The following is a 21,646-nucleotide window of genomic DNA, read 5'->3' as shown; positions in this document are numbered from 1 at the left end:
TAGTTATTCTCTTTATTACCACACTTGTGCAAGAAACATGCAAAAAACGCCACCAGCTTTTGAACTGGTGACGTTTTTGATCTGACCTATTGCAGAAAAATTGATTTATGGTGCACGTTTCGGTAACAACTTCACATACTCGTCAGACAGTTTCATCAGGCTGAGCACATGTTCATAATCGGAACGATACGGTTCCAAATCCGTTACCGGTTCATATGTTTTTAGGGAGTAGGCCGTTCCATCGTCAAAGCCCGCACCCGGGATAAACATAATATCATCGTTGACAAATGAACCTGTCGGCAAGTAATACCGGATACCGAAGGCATTGTGGTCCATGTTGAGCAAATCATGTCCGAAGGCAGTGAATTTCTCATCCTGAAGCGAAACACCCATCAAGTTCATAATCGTTGGCAACATATCCAACTGACCGCCTGGCTGCTCAATCACTTGCCCTTTGGTCTGTTTCGGCGTATGAATCATTAACGGAATGTTGAATCGACTTACTTTACCGTCATAAGGGACGCCCAGATTGGCCTGAATCTGCTGTGTAATCTCTTCGTCAGCTGGCAGACCAAAGTGGTCTCCGTAGAGCACTAAAGTAGTGTTATCCCATAATCCGTTCGCCTTCAACTCATTAATGAGTTGACCGATGGCATAGTCCGTATAGTTGATTGCTTGCAGATAATCGTGAAGCAGTTTGTTCGTGATGGTCGCTGGAATCGTGATCCGTGCACGATCAGCGGGAACCGTAAACGGCGAGTGGCTCGATGCCGTTATGAACTGAGCATAGAACGGCTGATTCGCAGCCTGATGCGAAGTCATTTTTTCCATACCTACACGGTACAACTCTTCATCCGATGGCCCAAAGTCATTGAATCTGTCGTTTTTGAAGCTGGGCTTGTCGAAGTAACGAGTGAATCCGAGTGCCGGATACATCTTGTTCCGGTTCCAGAAGGTGACGTCATTGACGTGGTACGTCTCGGACTCATATCCCTCTTTTCCTAATAACTTGGGAAGACTCGGCAGTTCACGGTCACTATACCCTGCTGACATGGGAACAACTCCGGTTGGATAGATAGACGTGTTCGACATGAACTCAGCGTCCGAAGTATTTCCCTGTCCTATCTGTTGGAAGAAATGAGAGAAATAATAGCTTTCTTTGGCCAGATTATTCAATACCGGCGTTAACTCCTGACCATCTAAGGAAGCATTAATCGGGAAATTCTGAAAGGACTCCAGTTGCAATACAATCAGATTGCTGCCCTTCGCCTGACCAAAATATTTGGCCTTCACGGCTGTGCCGTCACTTGGTTTATCCTGATACGGATACCGGCTAACCAGCTCATTGATCTTGGCAATGGTTTCGTTAATGTTTCCATTCGCAATGGCCTCATTCTCTTTGCTCGTCAGAATGGCCGACGATACTTGATAGTTCAGGAAACCGAGATTCTCAGCACGAACTAATTCGTTATCAATCGTTTCACCTTTGACAATAAAACTGCCAGACAGCACGATGCAGAATGCAGCGGTAAGCGCAACGCCGAGTTTGCCCCAGTAACGTCTGCGAATTCTACCAAACGTCAAACCGCTATCGCGGTAACTGATGTGGTTGCGCCCGCCAGCACGTCTGCGCATAATCAACCATATTGGCAATGCCAGTACGATGTCTGCAAAAAACAGAAAGTGCTCCGGTCGTACCAGTGGTCCGATACTTCCCCTTACTTGGGCAACTTGCCCCAGCTCACTTAGCGCGGTATAGGTTGGTACCGAACTAAAATGGACGTTATACAACGTAGCCGCGAACAGCACCAGAGAAAACAGAATATTAAATCCTCCGTATACTGCTCGCTTCCAGCCTTTGGGCACGATCAGATCCAGCAGGCATACCACAGTTAGTACGCCTAATGCGTCAGTTAACAGACCGATGCCGGACAGACCCTGAAAAAAGAAATATCGCAGCAGTGACAGCTTCAGCAGCATTACAATGAATAACACGGCGAATAAGGTCCGTGATGAAGTTCGTTCATTTTTGGAATTATACATGGTCGCTTTCAACCCTTACCCTGAAATTTTACGTTCATTTTACAAAACGCATATTTCAGTATAACAGTTTTCTGGTTGCTATTCCATGGAAGTTCCGTGTAGGACAGGGTGAGCGTTACGCAATTGTAGAAATATCCGTGTTCTGTGTGTCTGCTCCCTCTCTCTGTGCCTTAATGGCTGCTTGTGCAGCAGCAATTCGTGCATAAGGGATCTGTTCAGGCAAACAGCTTACGTAATCCAGTCCAATACGGTGGCAGAACGTAATTGACTCCAGGTCCACAACATTTTCTCCACAGATCCCTGTTTTCAGATGAGGTTTTCGAATTCGACCTTGGACTACCGCCATCTCCACCAGTTGGCCGACTCCCTCAATGTCCAACACATGAAATGGATTATTCGTTACCATACGAGAGTCCGTATCACGCTGAAGGAGAAGGAGCCGCTTCTCCGCTTCATGGCGGCTATATCCAAATGTCATCTCTGTCAGCTCATCCGTGCCAAACGAGAAAAAGTCAGCCTGGCGAGCAATGTGAGTCGCCGTCAGCGCCGCTCTCGGAGCTTCGATCATCGCCCCCACTCTATAGTGACAATGCCGCTTCTCCTCACCAAGCACCTGGTCCGCCACATGATCCACCAGATCTCTCATCACCTGAAGTTCATGCACATGACCGATCTGCGGGATCATAATCTCGGGACGCACCCACCATCCTTGTCGGATGCCTATCACCGCTGCTCGGAAAATCGCTTCCAGCTGCATATCAACAATCTCCGGGAACACCGTACTCAGCCGACAAGCCTGTTGCCCCAATGTCGGATTATGTTCATGCAATTCACTGACTCTGCGAATTACGCGCTCCAGTTCCTCCAGTTCATTCTGATGGTCTTTTTGCTCCTGCCACTCCTCTGCTTGTAACCACTCGCGCCGTTTCTCCAATACTCCCAGATCCGGTAACAGTTCATGCAACGGCGAATCGAGCAAACGTATCGTTACCGGGTATCCATCCATCGCTTCGAATATTTGTTCAAAATCAGACTGCTGCATCGGCAACAGACGCTCCAAACCACGCCTGCGTTCAGATTCACTGTCTGCCAAGATCATTTTTTGTACAAATGGTAACCGCGCAGGTGATAACAGCATGTTCTCCGTCCGGCACAGACCTATTCCCTCAGCCCCTAGTAGCCTTGATGTCATGGCATCCTGTGGATGATCTACATTGGCCAGTACCTTCAACTCTTTCACTTCATCAGCCCAATTGAGCAGTAGTTGCAGATCTGCTGATAAAAGTGAATCTGAGTTGTTATAAGCTGGACATTCATCATTAGTTACTGGCTGGATCTGTATGGGCAGATGTCCATTGCTCACTTCTCTGTTAGAATCTGTGTAGTGTCGCTTCAACACTTCCATGATATGCCCAGGTTGGATACGAAGAAGTGCATCCTCCTTGGTGATGAGTCCTTCATGGACAAAATCCACAGTACTCCTCAGCGTGGCTGTTGAGGATAATCGGGCGGGCTGGGTCTGCACAACATACAACGCGCCGGATTCAATCACAAAGGTGATTTCCTGCACTTCTCCCTTATGCGTCTCCAACTGGCTACCTATCTCCAGCAAACTTGTGTACAGCTCAGGTTGGTCTTTCCTTAAACGCTCCAAGCCGTGATCTGTTTGGCTCGCGTTCCCGGTAGGGACATATTGTCCTGTAATTCCCTTTTCTCCTGTAAGTGGGTTACACGTATATATTGTTCCGGTCCCGCTTGATTCTCCACATTTTCCATGTATCATCGTCTGTATAAGAACAGGAGCGCTTTGCTCCGAAGAGATGTAATATGATTTACGCACGATCTCTTTCTGAGATCTGGATGCTTCAACACACTGTGGATGATATACCGCACGTACTGCTTCTTTGAATTGAATTTGAACATCTTGAGGAAAAGGGTTACGCCCCTTCGCTTCAATTAAATATTTAAATTCGGTAATGGTTAATTCAAGTTCCGTTTCATCCCGACCCTTGACATGACTCGATATTTCTGTGAAAAATTCAGACGGAATTGCATATACCAGCTGTCCATATTCCTCTAAGTAATCTGAATAACATTGGAGTGCATACAACCGATCACCGGTTTGACGTGCGAGTCCTTCTACAGTAACATCATTCAGACCAACATTGAGCAGTGATTGTGTCGCAGTTGCTGAGGCTCGATCCTGGTCCGTACGTACCGCGAGTAGTAGCGGATTCTCCGAATGTCCGAAGAACTTCCCGGTTTGCTGTTCCAGATGCCGGATCGCGTTAATAATCTCTTCCTCTCCTTCACCGGAAAGATGTCCAAGACGGGTACAGAACTCGCGACAGCATTCCGTTGTGACCACAAATCCGGCTGGGACAGACCACCCTGCATGGATAAGTTCTGCAAGATCAGCCCCTATACTGCCCATTAGCCCCTTCATCTCTGCCGTACCTTCTTCCAACAGAATTACCCGTTTTGTCATTACAGCTCTCCCATCCGCCATTCATGGCTATGCTTGAAGACTTCAATCCCTGCGTTACAGATCAGCCTTCATTCTAATGGTATGTCACAATCGTTCAGTCAAGGACATCCGCTTTTGCATTTTGTGCTCGTTATCCTGTTTTTTTGTAAACGCTACACTAAAATGAGATGAATCTAAGCTGATTCTGGCAATTGCATTCGCTCATTTATCAAATTGAACAAAAAGAAGCCCCTTCAGCTATGCTGATGGAACTTCATATTTTTTAGTATTCACTTACCTCAAACGTCAGCACTCGATCAAACAGGATATAATCCTTCCGACTCTTGAAAGGCCCTTTGTTGTTGTCGTGTTTATCAATCGCAAACGAAGCTTTTCCACTTCCTGCTTGTTTGACTTCATACCAGTTGATAAAATCATTTACTTCTTTCATGCTTAGGTCGAATTCTTTTTCCAAACCCGTTGTCATGGTAATGACAAAGATAGCACGGTTAGTGGACGGTTCCTCCGGTTGTTCCGGAATTGTAGGTTCTTCTGGTTCTGGTGTGGTTGGTTGCTCTGGTTCAGGATCAATCTGCCCATTGCTCTCAATAATAGCCGAAGCTTCGTTTGAGTTAACACCTTCACCAACAGGATTAACACCAGTTACTACGTAATAGTAGATCGTACCTGGAGTTACATCTGAATCTTTATAATTGGCCTTGGTTATGCCAGTTGCCACTGCTATATATGGCCCATTTGCTGTAGTTGATCTTTTAATCGTGTAACTGGTTGCCGTTGCTGTCTCATTCCATGTCAATCCTATGGATGATTCTTCTGCAGATGCTTCGAGATTTAACGGATTAGTTGGAGGTGTGATATTATACAGCTGAAACTCGGAAACACTGACTGTCCGTGTATTAGAGTAATTAAACAAGTTTACTTTTGTTATTCCTTTGTACGTTGTAGGAAGATAAATTAATCTTCCATCAGCCTGATCTGCTTTTACTGTGTACCAATACGTCGGTAAAATCGCTTTTCCAGTGGAATCGAATAAACCAACGGAAACATCAAAATCTGCTTTTACACGGATAGCATTCGCTGTAACTGCTCCATTAAAGATTCCAACCGCATGATCTACTGCTGTAGATGGAGTGTTCCATTTTTCTATAATCGCACTTGTAGCCTCATTATTATCTGTTAGTGCATATGTAGATTTACTCCCTTTGCTTTCAGTATCGCTAAGTGTCATTACCATCTTATCCATGAGCCCGCCACTATAATCTACCGCAGCATGTACCCCTAAAGTAGATGTAAAACTAATTGTAAAAATAAATGCTCCAATCAATAATCCGACCTTCTTGAACAATGTTGTTTTCACATGAATCCTCCTAAAGTGTTTATGTACAAACTCACTTTAGTGTATATATGTTCATGTGTCTAAACATAAACTTGCTCATCTATAAAATTCAGTTAAATTCTTGAAATTTTATTTTTTATTGGATATTAAAAAAGCCCAAGAAGCATAAATCTCTCCTTGCGCTCCATATTGTTATCTAATCAATTAGCTATTCCCATTCACCTTTTTGACGTAAATCGCTTCATAAGCAACAATTACATTCGTTTTATCTGTTACCTTTTGTATATCATCGACCACAACTTCTTCTTCACCGTAATCTATTAAACTCGAATCAACTTTCTCGAAGACCCCACAATCCTTCACATAAATTATATCTGGATGGTTAGAATCATATCGTAAGCTTTCAGGAAGATCTTCAGCCAAAATTTCATGCGATTCGGCAACCGTAGTCCTCGGTACCTCTGTAACAGGAACCATCCCAATAACAACTATTACTAAAAGTGAGGCCCAGATTTTTTTCTTCATAGGATGTCTATTCTCCAGTTCATTTTTCCTATATCATACAGTAAATCAGATTAGTGGGCCATTTTTTGATTTTGCTTAGAGTTTAATTTAATTATTGAAAGCAGCTTGTTTGTAGTTTTAGCTCCCATCCCTCAAGCCATAAACCGCAGTATATCCTCAATCTTCTTCCCATGAGAGATCACACCGTAGTTCATCCATGACATGAAATCCACCTCATACACATTGCCACTCTTCACCGCAGGCAGGCGTTTCCATTCGTCCCTGTCGAGCAGTTCGCGCTCATCTCCAGGTTTGGCAGAATTTCCAGTGTCAAATGTAATTAACAAGTGATCCGCATCAAGTTGACTTAACTGCTCCAATCCAATGGAAATCCTCCGCTCTTGTCTTGTCCATTGCTGCACACGGGAATGCGGAATCAATCCAAGATCCTGATAAATTACAGGGCCAACGTAACCCTGCTGGTCCCCATAGAGAGTAATATCAGAAGCAGATATACGCAAAAAAGCTACCGTCTGGCCACGCATATAACGTGCTAACCGACTCTTAGCTTCCATTGCCTTGTCCTCATACGCACCAATCACATCTTGAACCCGATTCACCTTCCCTAACACATCGGCTGTCGATCTTAAAATGGAGCGCCAGTCCTCTCCCAGATGATCTACGTAAAATGTAGGTGCTACCTGCTCGAAACGGTCCAGATTCCATCGATCATATCCCTTGTTCAGCATGATAAAGTCCGGTATATTACCCACATTAAATTGAGCATCCTGCTCGCTTACATCGAATTCGGGTACATCATCCAATCCCAAATAATGCTGTCTCCCCCAAGAATGATGGGAGCATTGCAGTACAGGTTTTACGCCAAGAGCCAACACAAAGTCCTCCAGATACGGAGCAAAGACACGAACCTCTTGACGGTGATGACGGCGGTATAACCCAGGTGAAATACCAGCATATTGCTTAAATCGGCGGCCAAAATAATATTCGCTGCTGAATCCCACATTCTGAGCTATCTCATGGATGCGATCATCCGTCAGCTGCAATAGTTGCTTCGAGCGCTCCAGTCGAACCGCATTTACATATTCAAGCGGGAGCTTGCCCGTGATTTTTTTGAATTGCCGAGTGTAGCTGGCTCTGGTTAGACCAATATCTGCCGCAAGCTCATCCACGGTTATCGTCTGATCATAGTGGTCGCCAATATAACGAATTGAACTTTGAAGACGGGCACGGTCATCGGGTACTTCTGTTTCGGGGACACTCTGGCGAAACAAGGCTCGGAACCACTCCTGGAAACGAAGCTGTACCTCCCATTGCTCCAGCCAATCGCCAGTGACCTGTTGACGTAGTATTTGTTCCAAGGCTTCCAGACAGGAACTCCACGGACTGTAGCTGAGTTGAATAAGCGGTAATAATGTCGGAGAATCTGGACTTTGGGGAAGTTCCTGCTGCTCCTCCATGTTTCTACTAGACAACGCGTTCGAAGTCTCTTCTTTCAACTCAGCCATCATCAGATCAAGCTTATAATACTGCAATTCACTTTCTGTCCAAGGAGAGCCTTCTACCTTAATGGATGTTCCAGCAGGAACAAACATAATCATTCCTTTTTGCAAATGATGAGATTCCTGATCTGAGCAAACTATTGAACCTTTCCCAGACGTTACAACCAATATAGAGTGGGAGGACGACATCCTGTATAACAAACGTTTATCGATATGAGATTGATGGTGATCTACGTATTCCATATGCTGAAGTGAGCATAGCCAAGGCTTGGGGATCAGTTGTATTATGGTGTGGCACATGTTCATCGTCCTTAACTGAGAATTATTATCATTTAAAATAGTGTATACGAAAAAAGAAAGCTCTTCAACCCTGACTGAAGAACTTTCTTTCTTATGGGATTATTCTTATGGAGTCATTTTTTCCAAGAGATCATCAATTTTCATGGAATTTGCTGTAATCGCACCTGATTGCCATTGTGATCTTTCCATGATGTACACTTGATTGTTCTTAACGGCCGGAAGAGATTTCCACAATTTGCTGTCAAGTACCTTCAAGGCTTCCTTGTTCTCGGGAGATGACCATTCTCCATTGGAAGGGAACACAATAAGATGATCTGCATCAAGTTGCGGCACGGCCTCTTCAGACATAATTTCCTGGTATTCTTCCATCTTGTTAACCAGAGGATGAGGTGTTAGGCCAAGCTCGGAATAAATAAATCCGGTAAATCGATTTTTCACACCGAACAACGCCAGTGTGTCATCGTTAACATTCAGCCGGACAACTGCGACACTCTCGTCTCCAACCGCTTCCTGCAACTTCGCCTTCGCATCTGCAACCTTGGCTCCGAATGCCGCAGCAACTTCTTCACCCTTGTCCGGCTTACCTACAACATCGGCAATGGTTTTTAGAATTTGGTTCGAATCCTGCAGTACGCTCTCAGGCAGACGATACGTCGGTGCCACCTTGGAGTACATCTCATATTTCTCCATATCTACCCCACCATCTACAATGATGAGATCCGGATCATACTCCAACAAAGCTTCAATACTCCCCGTAGTATCAAATTTCGGAACATCCAGTCCTAAATAATCCTGTACACCCCACATCGGATTATACCACTGCACTACAGGTGTAATATCGAGCGCCTTCAGATAATCTTCCACATATATTCCAGCAATCCGCTGTGGTTGAACCGGAATCGTCACATCTCCAAATTCATCCTGTACAACCCGTGTCGCAGGCTCTGTCTCGTTTCCAGAAGTATTTTCTCCAGAAGCTGCACTTTCAGTTTCAGTTGCAGGAGTCTGTTCCGCATTCGTAGCGGTATTTGTACTACACCCTGAAATAACCAGACCCATGAGCAGTAATGTAATCGTCCACCCTTTGAAACCTTTAACTAAACCTACCATGTTACCCTTCACCCCTATGTGATCTGTTGATGTAACCGTGAGAATATTCCACATATAATGATTATCATTCTCATCGATTGCTTAGGTGAATTGTACCTTATGCCTCATCCGACCCACAATGTACATTTGATGCTGTTTTTTTATACAAACGAAAACACCCTTGTTGGTCCTCCCCCCGCTTAACGCAGGGGCAACCTACCTTGTCGATAACTTTCCAACAGTTGATCCACAAAGGAATCATTCGCCGTACCCTGTAACAGTGCAGCACCAATTAAACCAATATCATCACTCACATACCCCGCTAACTCAGGTTCGCCGGTGAGAGCCAAGGTCTGTTTGAACGCCTGTTCCCTGCATGCCCGCAGCACCTCTTCTTCAGCCACCGCAGTATCTTGAGCCCACCGTTCAAAAGCTTGCATCCACTCGTCAGCAAATGCAGAGGCGTCCCTTTCATCCAGGTAAACTTCCACATCCAATCCTTCGAATGTCTGCTGGGTCAGAATCCGTCCCTCGTTAAGATCCAAGAGTAGCTTCTCCACATCCGTTCTGCTCATTGATCTCCCCTCCAGTTCATCATCATGTCAGATACATCTCAGGTATAACAAAACGCTTCATCATTCGATTAGGATCGGCTGTAAAATGATCCAATTGAAGTTCCTCATATTCGCTAAGGATACTTTCAAAGATACGAGCAATCACACCACAATCTGCCAAAGCATTGTGCCTGTGAATTCCATCTGTATTCAGATCATAATACCGAATCAGAAAATCCGTAGAGACGACCTCGGTAATCTCAGGATGAATGTAAGTGAACATTGCTTTTGTATCCAATACCGGGTTAGTCAACATCGGGAGACCATACTCATCACAATGCCGCTTCAAGATGGGCAGGTCATATTCATATCCGGCTTGTGTCACAAGAACGTTATCACCAATAAATTTCTGAAATTCCTGAAATGCTTCTACGAACGACGGAGCCTCTACCATATCCTCATTCGAAATGCCTGTTAATTTCGCCACAGCTTCTGGTATAGGTTTGTCCGCACGTGCAAATGAAGAAAATGTTGTATTACATTGTTGACCTCTTTGGTAGTGCATCGCACCAAATTGTGTCACACTCTCCACCACAGGATTAATTCCCGTCCCTTCGAGATCAAATATGCAGTACATTCTATCCTGTAATGAAGATACGCTTAGATTTTCAACAAAGTATGTATCAGGCAAAAGCGTAATTTTCATCCGCCAACTCACTCCTCCCCACTATCATTCTGGTAATGCATTTCTCATATATTAACCTGTCACTCCCACAACCGCGTGACCTGGACCAACTTGCGCGTTCCATCAAACTGCAGCTTATAGATATCCGGCATCGTAGTCTTCTCCCAGAAATCGTAACCGTAGGAAGCATCATAGTGTTGAAAAATAAGCGTCATTACATCTCCATGGGTTCCGATGACTACCTTGTGACCCGCATGTTTATCCAAAATTTTCTCGATTACCGCTACTGCCCTTGAGCGAGCCTGTTCACCAGACTCCCCACCTGAATACGCATACGTAGGATCACGGTACAACTGCTGCTTGGCTTCACGAAAATTATCATGCTTCACATCCGAACTCGATAACTGGCGTTCACGCAGATCTTCCTCTGTCACCACAATTCCACCTGACCGATCTGCCAGAATCTGAATTGTATCCACTGCTCGCCTGTAAGGGCTGGAATAGAACAGTTGAATCTGCTCCCCTTGCAGCAGACTGGCAACCGTTCCCGCATCTTGATGACCTTGTTCTGTCAGTCCACGCTCGCGTTCCTGTCCTTCAACATATCGAGACTCCGCATGTCTGACAAAATACAAAAACGTACTGGCCTCACTCATCATCCATCCGCTAATCCTTTCTTCTTCTCAATGACAATCAGGCAGGTACTGTCTGGCAAAGGCGCAGGGGAGCCATCTTCCTTCATGAAGATCATTCGTTCTCCAAGTGCTTCCGTATAACCGTCCTGAAGGAAATGTTCGAAGATGATCATCTCGGCTTGTTCGCCTAGCGCTTCTAGAATACAGTTCTTATAGTCGGTCGGTGTAAAAATACCGAACTGCTCCTGAATTTCATGCACGTATGCCTCTTCCCCCCACGTATAGGTATAGAGAAATTCCATCGCATCGTTGATCGGCATCTCTACTTCGTTGTCTGAGATCCGCTCATATTGAATTGCACGCCCCTGAAAATCCTCTGCATACCGCTCCAGCCAGCGCATCCCATCCGCTTCCAGGAAACGAATACGGCGCTTCTGTGCCTCCGGTTCACTCATGATACCATCCCTAATCAGAATTCTTCCTCCAGGTGACAGTACACGGAATGAACTTCTCAGCGCTGCCACAACCGTATCGGAATTAAATCTTCGACCGTCCAGTTCAATATATGAATATAACTCATGCAGAATGGATGAGAAAATAACCGTATCCACTGTGCCTGGCTGCACATATTGCTCCAGTTGCAGGGCATCGCCCTTCATGACTTGCCAGCGATGTCCTTCACGCTGTTTTTTGCGCTCCAGCGCTTCAATGACATTGGCTGAGATATCGATACCAATCGGCTCCACTTCCGGTTTTTCCTGCTCAATCAGATCCAGCAGAATCCCTCCACCTGGGCCAATATCAAGTACCCGTTTACCAACGATGTAGTCGAGCAGTACTTTTTTGTAATCACCGGAGCTGTTCATATCGGACAAATACGTTTCTTCGTTGTGGAAGCGGTCATAGGCATCCCGGCGCAATCCGAACAGGTCAAATAACAGCAGTACAGCCTTCTCGTATAACGGCGACTTTTCCGCTTCAATACAGAATGCAATCAGCTTCTCTGCCGCTGGAGAAAATTCAAAGGTCACAAACAGTGTATCCGGCAGATCCGCATGACGCTCAATGCGATGGGTTAGATGGGGATAGACGATCTGATCCCCTGCCGTAATCTGTTCCCACGAATACTGTTCCAAATATTTTTCAATCATTCGTTTCTTGTAAATATTGAGCTTCTTGACGCCTTTGTAATCGTAATACATCGTATTCATTAATGGTTCGAAGCTGATATGGCGAACGATTTCAGATCGGCTCTCCATGGATGTGGGATTCATACTCTCGCTGCGAAGCGTCAACAGGAACACTTTCACCATCTCCTGCAACGAAAAATCCTGCATGGCCGACTCCACATACCATAATGTGCGATGAGCCAGCGGAGCCAGCGCCTGTTCCACATCCAGTTCCGTTTGGAGCTTGGCGTAAGCCGTATCCATAGCTTCTCCCTGCCGAATGGATGAACTTCTTAAGCGGGATAACCGTTCCTTCACGCTCCAGTCTTCATGATCCGGTCCAACGATAATCCAGTCTATAATGCGCTGCACCTCAGCCTGAACCTGATTCCATAACGCTGGATCAACACCTGCAATAATGCACTCATTTAATGCCATCAGTATGGTGTGCAGTTCATCTGTACTAAGCCATCCTTTGACGATTAAGGCGTGGAGCGAAGCATTCTCGGCAAATGGAATCTCTCCGCGTATGTATTGACCAATAAGTCCATGCGTAGCAATTAGAGTACGTATAATCTCATGCCTTGGAGTGTGTGTATTCAGCGTATCATGCTCGCTTATATCCGCATTCTTACTTAAGGAATCGCCCGGAGAACCATGTTGATTTATACTCGTCTCCTTGGTCTTACCGATGTCATTATCCAGGTGCTCTGCGCCTGCGTATAGATCATATAACTGAGCCGACCCCACATTGTGTACAAACAAGTTAACGCCCTGCTTTTGCCATACCCGCCGCTGCTCCCGTGATCCTGCCTTCGCCGTCTCTGACCAGATTAATACGTCCTCCAGTATTTCTCGCACCCAAAAAGAAACCTGAAGCTTTTCCAGTACGTGAAGTGTACGCTCGGTGTATTCCAGCACCGGATTTGTTCCCTCAAGTTCGGCAATGGAATGAATGCGCTCCAGGTTAATATGGGGCTTCTCTGCTGCTGCCAGCAGTTGCAGCCATTGCTGCTGGGCTTCCGGCGTGTTACCTGACTTATATGATTGTATGGCCTTTAATGAATGCAGCATGAATTAGTCCCCTCTCTTTCTCTACCTTTTTATATAATATAGTTAGATTCGTTTATAGAAGTTGAACGATTGTATAACTGACTCTGTATCTCCCGACAATGTGTCGCTCATTAATATTACCCAGCTTTGAGACACATCACCCGCGGGATCTCCCGCCATGCCAGTCATCCAATCGATAACCCAGTACGAGTCGCGGGCCTCTTTGAGCATAACATTATCGGGGGGAAAATCGCCATGATAGATCTGCTGTTGATCAGGCAATGTTGTATTCATTCTAGACTGCTTCGAGTGGAAAATCCATTCGATATAACTTCATAATGTGCTCGTTCGAATACGCATAGATTGCCGCAGTTCTTCCCTGACCAATTCGCTCCATATCTACCCTCCCTTTACTCGAACTCACTGCCTCTGACTTTGGAGAAAACCATACAATCAACCAGCGTACCTGTACTGTCCCGCCGCCTCTTGCGCAGTATACCTTCCAGTGTATAACCCGCTCGTTCCGCTACTTTGGCACTTCGCACATTGCGGGCATCACAGCGGATCTCCAGCCGGTTCGCCTCCAGATGAGTAATGGCAAATCGCTCAATACCTCTCACCGCTTCCGTCATCAAACCCTCACCAGCTCGCGATGTTCGAATCCAGTAACCGATCTCAAAACAGCGTGCATTCCAGTCAATGCGATGTAACCCGCTGCTACCTACGAATTCATCCGTATGTCTATCACGCAAATGTAACATCATGTCGGTACGCTCCAGATATTGCAGCCTTGCTTTGCGAACAGTCACTTCAGACTCTTCCAATGAAGGGATTTTCTCTGCAAAAGGTAACCACAACCGCAGCTGCTCCGCACTCTCACGGACGGCTTCATTAACGGCTGTGCCATCCCCCCACTGCGGTGCTCGAATCGTGAGGCGTTCCGTATGAAAGCTCTCGGGTATCATTAACATGATCGGATTAAATGAAGACAACTCTGTCATGGTTATACCTACTCCTCCACCTGAAATATGGAATCAATAATCAGGGGCAAATTGTCCCTCACGGACACTGCACCGAATACTGAACGGGCGTGCACTCCTTGTTCCCCGAATACCTCCATCATCAGATCCGAGAATCCATTCAGCACTTTATGATGTTCCTGATACGAAGCGGACGCATTGATGAAGCCTTGCACTTTAACCACTCTCTTCACCCGATCCAGTGAACCCAGCACATCTCGAACGACAGCGAGCACCTCCAGTCCGGCATTCCGGGCAAAATCATATCCCTGTTCTGTTGTAAAGTCTGATCCCAGCTTGCCACGTTCGGGGATATCTGGTCCTTTACCGGATACATACATGATTCCATTGACAATAACGGCATTCGCATATTTTGCTGCGGGGGCGCTGGCCTGTGGCAAAATGATCCCCAGTTCATTCAATCTCGTTTCAATCATCGTATATTCTCTCCTTCTTTTAGGGTTCTAACGGAACCTGACTCCTTATATTCCTGCCTGTAGACTCTTGGTGCTACCTGAACAGTACGCTTGAACATTTTGCCAAAATGAGAGAAGTTACTGAATCCGGCAAGCCATGCAATATCCGTAATGGATTCCTCACTTTCTCGCAGCAAACGCTGTGCTTCCTTCACCCGTAACAGATTCAGATAATCACTAAAGGTAAACCCCGTTGTTTGTTTGAACAATCGACTCAGATAATGCGGACTAATGCGAAACATACCCGCCACCTCCGGTAATGTCAGTGGCTTCTGATAGTTCTCATTCAGGTAACGCACGACGGCCTGTGTCTTGGGATGAAGCACCGGCTCACGATCATCGGAGCATAACCTGCCCAGGTGCTGATTACGATAGGCTTGCAGCAACAATTCAATAGCCCGGTGACGAAGCAACAGGTTACTTCCCGGCTGGGGACGAAGCATTTCATCCACCATTTCGCTCACCATCCGCTCCAATACCTCCGTGACCTGTGAAGGAAACCTTATAATAGGAATCTCCCAGCAGAAGGGCTCCTTCAAAGCTTCGACTAACTCCGTTGAAATAGCCATGGCTGCAAAAAGCTCAGGCTTCACATACAGCACCATCCGCTCATGGTCGGGCATGCCGCTCTCCAATGTTTTATGAACCGTATTGCGGTCAACAAACACCAGGTCACCAGCCTTTACCCGATAGGTCCGATCCTTGATGAAATAGATACGCTCGCCAGACAACAGGTAATACAACTCATAATGATCATGCAGGTGGTCATCCGTCATCGAGAAATATCCAATGCGACGATCATATTCAATATGTAGTAAATCCGTGGGATCATGAAAATCTGCACTGAAAGGTTCTGTCATGTCGGCCTCTCTCCTTTCCATAAATTATAGCAAAATATGCGGCATTTGAAAGCGGTTACGCATAAAATGCGGCGAAAGAAGTACTCCCTTGTTATAGTCTAAAGCTATATTCAAGGAGGCGATAGACATGAGTAACAAGAAACGTTATGTATTAGTCGGAACCGGCGGCCGTGCGGAATTCTTTTATGGTGCATTAACCCGGGATTACAGGGATACTTCCGAGCTTGTCGGCTTTTGTGATATAAATCAAGTCCGTATGAATTACGCGAATCAACTGCTGAAGGAAAAGTACGATTATCCAGAGGTACCCACCTATCCTGCGGATCAGTTTGATCAGATGATTGAGAACGAGAAGCCTGACTATGTCATCGTAACCAGCGTTGACCGTACCCATCACAAGTACATCATTCGCGCGATGGAACTGGGTTGTGACGTTGTCACCGAGAAACCAATGACGATCGATGAGGAGAAATGCCAGGACATCCTGGATGCAGTCAAGCGCACTGGCCAGAACGTCAGAGTTACCTTTAACTACCGTTATGCGCCGCACCATACGAAGATTCGGGAACTTATTCTGAATGATACCATCGGAAAAGTCACGTCCGTTCACTTTGAATGGCTGCTGAATACCCGCCACGGGGCAGATTATTTCCGCCGTTGGCATCGGGACAAGCGTAACAGCGGAGGACTGCTCGTTCACAAATCCACCCATCACTTCGATTTGGTGAATTTCTGGATCGGCTCGCAACCGGAGACCGTGTTTGCATTCGGTGATCTGATGTTTTACGGCAGAGAAAACGCAGAAGAACGTGGTGTAACGCAGTTCTACAATCGAGCAACTGGCAACCCGATCGCGAAGGAAGATCCTTTTGCACTGCATTTGGATTCAGACGCACATATGAAGTCCATGTATCTGGATGCCGAATCAGAAGATGGTTATCAGCGGGATCAGAGTGTATTTGGGGATGGTATCAACATTGAGGATACAATGGGTGTTCTTGTGAAGTATCGGAGCAAAGCCATTCTGACGTACTCCCTCGTTGCCTATCAGCCATGGGAAGGTTACCGTATTGCCATTAACGGCACCAAAGGCCGGATTGAGATGAACATTGTGGAACAATCCTATGTCAATTCATTAGGTGACAAAAGTAAAGAAGGTGCTCTGATCGGTAAAACGTTGCGGGTCCTTCCGATGTTCGGTGCGCCATATGAGGTTGAAGTGGAAGAAAAAGCAGGTGGACATGGCGGAGGTGACCCGGTTCTGCTGAATGATCTGTTTGGAGAGCCTGTAGAAGATCCGTTCCATCGTGCTGCTAATCACGTGGACGGTGCCAGATCCATTCTGACTGGGATTGCGGCCAATCGTGCCATTGCCACAGGCTTGCCTGTCAACGTCAATAATCTGGTTCGGTTCTAAGTCTCCCAGGTCTTCACTACATTATTAATCTTTTTAAAGGCTGCGCATATCACGCAGTCTTTTTTATATTTTTATAATTAACCTGCACACAAGTTGACTCGGTAGAAGGAGGAAATCCATGTTCTTCTCTTTAAAAAACCGCCTGATTGCCTTTATCGTTGTCCTGTTTGTCCTCGCTTTTGGTACACTCTCCTACCTGCTCTTCAAGGAATCTCGCACGGTCATTCGCTCTTACATCGAATCCTCTGCTCTTGAGAAAATGGAGGAATACGGTTCATACGTAGATATGGTGCAGATGCAGATCTATGACGCCGCCTCTCTTGTTTTCAATAGTGATACGAGCAAAAACTGGGATAACGCGATCGGTGATCCGAACCTGCCGGAAGGAGAAAAGATGTTGGCCAACCTCGCGATGAGCCGTTTTCTCACTCAGGCAACCAACAGTTACACCAGTATCTCGGATGTATCCATCTATCGACGGAATGGACTGCGAATTGGCAGCGAGAATCAGGTAACATATGACCCTGCCTTTGTACAAGAATCCTGGTATACGAATTTCTACACGTTGGGGGAACGCTGGTTACCTGCACACACCGATCAACATGAACGTGTCAGAGATCATGGTAACCCGGTGGTCAGTCTGCTGATGCCCATTGGCACCTTTCATCATGCTACAGCGCAGAGTGTCATGAAGGTGAATGTCAGTGAATCCTATTTTCTGGAACCGCTCCGTCGCATACATCTTGCGGAGAATAGCACTATTTTTCTACTGGGCGAGCAAGGGAATCCCATTCTGTCACAGCAGGTAGACGCGTTAGGTGCTGTAGCTACCGCAGAGATCGATCGGTTTCGAAACAGCCCGCTCAAATCCGGTGTGGCATACCTCACCAACCATGAAGGACAGCGAGACATCCTTGTATTCAAGAAACTGGGGCGTACCGGCTGGATGTTGGCGGGTCTGGCACCGGAAAAGGAAATGTATCTTTCTCTCCATAAGCTTCAAAGCACGATTGTGGTGGTGACAATTGTCCTGATTCTGGTCTCCCTCTTGGCGGCTGCATGGTTATCCCATGGTGTAACCAAACCTTTGACCAGACTGGTGCTGGCGATGAGACAGGTTCAACGAGGGGCTTTTGACCAAGCGGATTCACTTCTGCCTCCAGATAAAAATGTAAAGAGTGAGATCAGTTATGTCATCTTTACCTTCCGTTATATGATCAGTCAGCTGCGGCAGCATATCCAGAATGAATTTGAACTGAAACTTCTTCGCCAGCAAGCAGAGTACAAGGCACTTCTCATACAGATTAATCCACATTTTATGTTTAATACTCTGGAGCTGGTAAGCAGTCTTGCCATTCAGCGCCGAACGGATGATACGGTTCAGGTCATTGAGGATTTGGGTAAAATGATGCGCTTTTCTATCAACACCAATGACGACCGTGTTCCCCTAACCGAAGAGCTGGATTATGTGCAGCGTTATATCTCCATTTTGCAGACTCGTTTCGGTCATAAGCTCGACATTTCGATAACAAAGGATGGCACACTGAACTCCGTGGTCATCATCAAGTTTATTCTTCAACCACTTATTGAAAATGCAGTGAAATACAGCTTCCAGCATCAGACGACAGCTCAGGTACAAATACGGATCAACCGACTGTATGATCGTCTGCATATCCGCGTTTCAGACAACGGACCGGGTATTCCAACAGAGATAATCCATAAAATGCATCACCCTGATGCTTCCCCCTCATTGGAATCCATATTGCTTAATGAAGGCTGGCATATTGGACTTGGCAATGTGATTGCTCGTTGCCGCCTGCATTATGGTGCCTTGTTCACGGTTCATATGAAGAACGATGAGAGCAGTGGCGCATGTATAGAACTGATTCTACCCGTACAGGAGGAATATGATGTACAACGTATTAATCGCAGATGACGAGATTGAAGTTCGCGAAGGGTTGAAATTGAAAGTCGATTGGCATGGCATGGGCTTTGCCATAACAGGAGAAGCGTCTAACGGGATCGAAGCGGATGAACTTTTACAATCTGAACATTTTGACTTGTTGATTACCGATATGAATATGCCTGTTATGAATGGCGTCCGATTATTGGATGTCTGCCGCAGTTATAATCCTTCCATTCAGATTGTTATTATCACGGGTTATGAAGATTTTCAATATGCCAGAGCAGGTGTCCGTAGCCAGGTCATGGATTATTTACTGAAGCCTGTAACCCGGGATGAACTAAAAGCCACTTTAGTCAAAATCAAAGCGGATCTGGATGAACAACGTAAAGTGCGAGGCGATTCCGAATTGTTGCAATGGCGACTCTCTCAGTATTACCGGGAAATGAAAGAACGTTTCCTTCTTGATCTCGTCAAAGGCAATCGCCTACCGCCTTCCTCCATGCCAGAACGGCTGAGATTGTTCCATCTCGAATCATGGCAGGATCAGAAGGTCTGTTTCATCACCGCCAGTATGAGTCACTCGGACAAGCAGGATCTTCGAGAAGATCGCTTACACGAGCACATGCATCTTCCTTTTGAGATGGTATGTTATGAAATCGCCCAGTCTGATTCAGACATTGTCCAGGTATTTCATGATCCGGCACACGCAGGGATCATGCATTTCATGACACCAGACGGTGTTCAACACGAATTCATCCAGCAGCTCGCGGAACTTACGGCATCCGTTTTTTCCATGAATATTAGGGTTGGGATTGGACGATCTGTATCTAGACTTGAGCACTGGAAAGAAGGTTATATCCATTCCCTTCTGGCTTGGAATTCAGCTGAACGGGCTGGCAGCAGGCTGAACCCTCAGGCAGGAACAGACTATAGTCCATTACTGCCTGAAGAAACGATACGTACGCTGCATCGCTGCCTCATTCGTGGGGAACTGGACTCCTTCCGCAGCATCATCCACAAGGAGATTCACGAGGCATTCCAGCTCTCTCCCTCCCGAATGACACGAAGTATTTTTCAAATTTCACTGTTGATGGATTATCCTATGGCCCCGGAATGGATACTGTGGCTTAAGACGCCAGATCAAGCAGAACGCTTATTAATGCAATGGGCTCAAGACTTCCTGGGTCGACAACTTCCTTCGGAAAATGGGGATGGAACGGTTATAGAGTCAGCCAAGCGATATATCGAAGAGAACTATATGCAGGAGCTCACGTTGACGTTACTCGCTGAACGATTCAACTATTACCCTACCTATTTCTCCGAATTGTTTAAGGAAGGGGCAGGTACCTCTTTTGTTCAATATATGACGGGCGTTCGGATGAAACATGCCTTGCAACTGCTGAAGGATACTCAATTAACCGTATGGGATATTACTGAGCTGACAGGTTTCAGTTCGCCAAGTTATTTCAGTTCGAAATTCAAAAGAATGTTCAACATGAGTCCTTCAGACTATCGGTTGCAGCATTCCGAAAAAATCGATAACCATGATCCGAAGAAATAAGATTCAAGCTTCTCCCCTTCCCCGGTATGATGTGGTTACCAAGTGAACGCCGCATGTTGTAAGCGGATTCACAGTGGGTAACCATGAATTTTATCCATGCAGAAGGGAGGCACATGATGAAAAAACAGACCAAGCCCTTATACGGTCAGCAGAATACCACAGCCTACTTGTTTCTTCTGCCCTGGCTGATCGGACTCTTCTGTCTGACACTGGGACCGATGATTGCGTCCCTATACTTATCCATGACCAAATTCAATCTGCTGTCATCACCGACTTGGACCGGACTTAGCAACTATGTTCACATTTTTACCGATGACGATACTTTTCGCAGGTCCTTGGGGCTCACATTTTATTATGTTTTTTTATCTGTCCCACTAAGGCTTGCCTTTGCTCTACTGGTGGCAATGGCGCTGAACAAAGGAATTCGAGCCCTCGGCATCTACCGGACCGTATATTACATCCCTTCCCTCTTGGGTGGCAGCGTCGCGATTGCAATCGTCTGGCGGCAACTTTTTGAGGGGAATGGATTGGTCAATCAGTTTTTAAGCTGGTTTGGTATCTCGGGACCATCCTGGATTGCGCATCCGGACTATGTAGTCTATACCATAATCACGCTATCCGTGTGGCAATTCGGATCTGCCATGGTTATCTTTCTTGCGGGTCTGAAACAGATCCCGGCAGACTTATATGAAGCTTCCGATGTCGATGGGGCGGGAAAGATACGTCAATTTTTCGGAATCACCCTGCCCATGCTCTCCCCCGTTATCTTTTTTAACCTGATCATGAGCATGATCAATTCATTCCAGGCGTTTACACCCGCTTACGTGATCGGAGATGGCCGCGGGGGTCCACTCGATGCAACAATGTTCTATACCTTGTACCTGTATCTGAAAGGTTTCTCGTTCTTTGATATGGGTTATGCTTCGGCTCTGGCTTGGATCATGTTGGTCATTATCGGAGTATTCACCGCAATCGTCTTTGTTACATCCCGATTTTGGGTGTTCTACGGGGATAATCAGGAGGGGAGGTAA

The 21,646-nt window shown here is 46.1% G+C and carries 18 protein-coding genes; 4 read left to right on the top strand and 14 right to left on the bottom strand.

Annotation, left to right across the window (positions count from 1 at the left end):
• Window positions 1-105: 105 nt before the first annotated feature.
• From MHB85_RS12610 to MHB85_RS12545, 14 genes are all read right to left on the bottom strand, one after another.
• Window positions 106-2,043 carry an LTA synthase family protein gene (locus MHB85_RS12610; RefSeq protein WP_192132109.1) on the bottom strand — a complete coding sequence of 646 codons (1,938 nt, stop codon included), beginning with the start codon at window positions 2,041-2,043 and terminating at the stop codon, window positions 106-108.
• A 115-nt stretch (window positions 2,044-2,158) separates the two neighbouring features.
• Window positions 2,159-4,531, bottom strand: a complete 2,373-nt coding sequence (locus tag MHB85_RS12605; protein ID WP_192132111.1) for a putative PEP-binding protein — start codon at window positions 4,529-4,531, stop codon at window positions 2,159-2,161.
• A gap of 262 nt (window positions 4,532-4,793) precedes the next feature.
• Window positions 4,794-5,888 carry a fibronectin type III domain-containing protein gene (locus MHB85_RS12600; protein ID WP_341073012.1) on the bottom strand — a complete coding sequence of 365 codons (1,095 nt, stop codon included), beginning with the start codon at window positions 5,886-5,888 and terminating at the stop codon, window positions 4,794-4,796.
• Between the two features lie 183 nt (window positions 5,889-6,071).
• Complete coding sequence (locus MHB85_RS12595) at window positions 6,072-6,392, bottom strand: hypothetical protein (RefSeq protein ID WP_192132113.1); 321 nt, start codon at window positions 6,390-6,392, stop codon at window positions 6,072-6,074.
• A gap of 131 nt (window positions 6,393-6,523) precedes the next feature.
• Window positions 6,524-8,002 carry an AraC family transcriptional regulator gene (locus tag MHB85_RS12590; RefSeq protein ID WP_341073011.1) on the bottom strand — a complete coding sequence of 493 codons (1,479 nt, stop codon included), beginning with the start codon at window positions 8,000-8,002 and terminating at the stop codon, window positions 6,524-6,526.
• A gap of 294 nt (window positions 8,003-8,296) precedes the next feature.
• Complete coding sequence (locus MHB85_RS12585) at window positions 8,297-9,301, bottom strand: ABC transporter substrate-binding protein (RefSeq protein ID WP_341074223.1); 1,005 nt, start codon at window positions 9,299-9,301, stop codon at window positions 8,297-8,299.
• Between the two features lie 179 nt (window positions 9,302-9,480).
• On the bottom strand, window positions 9,481-9,855 hold the full coding sequence (locus MHB85_RS12580; protein ID WP_091016937.1) for a hypothetical protein: 375 nt from the start codon (window positions 9,853-9,855) through the stop codon (window positions 9,481-9,483).
• 22 nt (window positions 9,856-9,877) lie between these two features.
• Window positions 9,878-10,540 (bottom strand): 3'-5' exonuclease, encoded by a 663-nt coding sequence (locus MHB85_RS12575; protein WP_210107897.1) that lies wholly within the window; start codon window positions 10,538-10,540, stop codon window positions 9,878-9,880.
• Between the two features lie 59 nt (window positions 10,541-10,599).
• Window positions 10,600-11,175, bottom strand: a complete 576-nt coding sequence (locus MHB85_RS12570) for a histidine phosphatase family protein (RefSeq protein ID WP_341073009.1) — start codon at window positions 11,173-11,175, stop codon at window positions 10,600-10,602.
• Window positions 11,175-13,397, bottom strand: coding sequence for a class I SAM-dependent methyltransferase (locus MHB85_RS12565; protein ID WP_341073007.1), 2,223 nt, complete (start codon window positions 13,395-13,397; stop codon window positions 11,175-11,177). Before MHB85_RS12565 ends, MHB85_RS12570 begins: the two co-directional genes overlap by 1 nt.
• 42 nt (window positions 13,398-13,439) lie before the next feature.
• Window positions 13,440-13,670 (bottom strand): phosphotransferase, encoded by a 231-nt coding sequence (locus MHB85_RS12560; RefSeq protein WP_091016942.1) that lies wholly within the window; start codon window positions 13,668-13,670, stop codon window positions 13,440-13,442.
• A 116-nt stretch (window positions 13,671-13,786) separates the two neighbouring features.
• Complete coding sequence (locus MHB85_RS12555; protein WP_091016943.1) at window positions 13,787-14,377, bottom strand: GNAT family N-acetyltransferase; 591 nt, start codon at window positions 14,375-14,377, stop codon at window positions 13,787-13,789.
• A gap of 8 nt (window positions 14,378-14,385) precedes the next feature.
• A complete protein-coding gene (locus MHB85_RS12550; protein WP_091016945.1) occupies window positions 14,386-14,832 on the bottom strand; it encodes a RidA family protein in 447 nt (148 codons plus the stop codon).
• A complete protein-coding gene (locus MHB85_RS12545; protein ID WP_341073006.1) occupies window positions 14,829-15,731 on the bottom strand; it encodes an AraC family transcriptional regulator in 903 nt (300 codons plus the stop codon). Before MHB85_RS12545 ends, MHB85_RS12550 begins: the two co-directional genes overlap by 4 nt.
• A 127-nt stretch (window positions 15,732-15,858) precedes the next feature.
• Between MHB85_RS12545 and MHB85_RS12540 the strand changes: the two genes are divergently transcribed.
• The 4 genes from MHB85_RS12540 (at window position 15,859) to MHB85_RS12525 (ending at window position 21,646) form a co-directional block, all read left to right on the top strand.
• Window positions 15,859-17,148, top strand: a complete 1,290-nt coding sequence (locus MHB85_RS12540; protein WP_091016948.1) for a Gfo/Idh/MocA family oxidoreductase — start codon at window positions 15,859-15,861, stop codon at window positions 17,146-17,148.
• Between the two features lie 118 nt (window positions 17,149-17,266).
• Window positions 17,267-19,084 (top strand): sensor histidine kinase, encoded by a 1,818-nt coding sequence (locus MHB85_RS12535; RefSeq protein ID WP_341073005.1) that lies wholly within the window; start codon window positions 17,267-17,269, stop codon window positions 19,082-19,084.
• Window positions 19,059-20,615, top strand: coding sequence for a response regulator (locus MHB85_RS12530; protein ID WP_341073004.1), 1,557 nt, complete (start codon window positions 19,059-19,061; stop codon window positions 20,613-20,615). The genes MHB85_RS12535 and MHB85_RS12530 overlap by 26 nt, the downstream gene beginning before the upstream one ends.
• 116 nt (window positions 20,616-20,731) lie before the next feature.
• Window positions 20,732-21,646 (top strand): carbohydrate ABC transporter permease, encoded by a 915-nt coding sequence (locus MHB85_RS12525; RefSeq protein WP_341074222.1) that lies wholly within the window; start codon window positions 20,732-20,734, stop codon window positions 21,644-21,646.

The sequence above is a fragment of the Paenibacillus sp. FSL K6-4396 genome (genome assembly GCF_038002525.1).
Lineage (GTDB): Bacteria > Bacillota > Bacilli > Paenibacillales > Paenibacillaceae > Paenibacillus > Paenibacillus amylolyticus_B.
Note: the sequence above shows the minus strand (reverse complement) of the source record. Positions and strands in the feature narration are given on the sequence as shown.

Bases quoted from the DNA above. Each gene is read 5' to 3' on its own strand.
- MHB85_RS12580 (WP_091016937.1), bottom strand. From the start codon at position 9,855: ATGAGCAGAACGGATGTGGAGAAGCTACTCTTGGATCTTAACGAGGGA.
- MHB85_RS12525 (WP_341074222.1), top strand. From the start codon at position 20,732: ATGAAAAAACAGACCAAGCCCTTATACGGTCAGCAGAATACCACAGCC.
- MHB85_RS12605 (WP_192132111.1), bottom strand. From the start codon at position 4,531: ATGACAAAACGGGTAATTCTGTTGGAAGAAGGTACGGCAGAGATGAAG.
- MHB85_RS12610 (WP_192132109.1), bottom strand. From the start codon at position 2,043: ATGTATAATTCCAAAAATGAACGAACTTCATCACGGACCTTATTCGCC.
- MHB85_RS12560 (WP_091016942.1), bottom strand. From the start codon at position 13,670: ATGAATACAACATTGCCTGATCAACAGCAGATCTATCATGGCGATTTT.
- MHB85_RS12575 (WP_210107897.1), bottom strand. From the start codon at position 10,540: ATGAAAATTACGCTTTTGCCTGATACATACTTTGTTGAAAATCTAAGC.
- MHB85_RS12535 (WP_341073005.1), top strand. From the start codon at position 17,267: ATGTTCTTCTCTTTAAAAAACCGCCTGATTGCCTTTATCGTTGTCCTG.
- MHB85_RS12570 (WP_341073009.1), bottom strand. From the start codon at position 11,175: ATGAGTGAGGCCAGTACGTTTTTGTATTTTGTCAGACATGCGGAGTCT.
- MHB85_RS12530 (WP_341073004.1), top strand. From the start codon at position 19,059: ATGTACAACGTATTAATCGCAGATGACGAGATTGAAGTTCGCGAAGGG.
- MHB85_RS12550 (WP_091016945.1), bottom strand. From the start codon at position 14,832: ATGATTGAAACGAGATTGAATGAACTGGGGATCATTTTGCCACAGGCC.
- MHB85_RS12540 (WP_091016948.1), top strand. From the start codon at position 15,859: ATGAGTAACAAGAAACGTTATGTATTAGTCGGAACCGGCGGCCGTGCG.
- MHB85_RS12545 (WP_341073006.1), bottom strand. From the start codon at position 15,731: ATGACAGAACCTTTCAGTGCAGATTTTCATGATCCCACGGATTTACTA.
- MHB85_RS12565 (WP_341073007.1), bottom strand. From the start codon at position 13,397: ATGCTGCATTCATTAAAGGCCATACAATCATATAAGTCAGGTAACACG.
- MHB85_RS12585 (WP_341074223.1), bottom strand. From the start codon at position 9,301: ATGGTAGGTTTAGTTAAAGGTTTCAAAGGGTGGACGATTACATTACTG.
- MHB85_RS12595 (WP_192132113.1), bottom strand. From the start codon at position 6,392: ATGAAGAAAAAAATCTGGGCCTCACTTTTAGTAATAGTTGTTATTGGG.
- MHB85_RS12555 (WP_091016943.1), bottom strand. From the start codon at position 14,377: ATGACAGAGTTGTCTTCATTTAATCCGATCATGTTAATGATACCCGAG.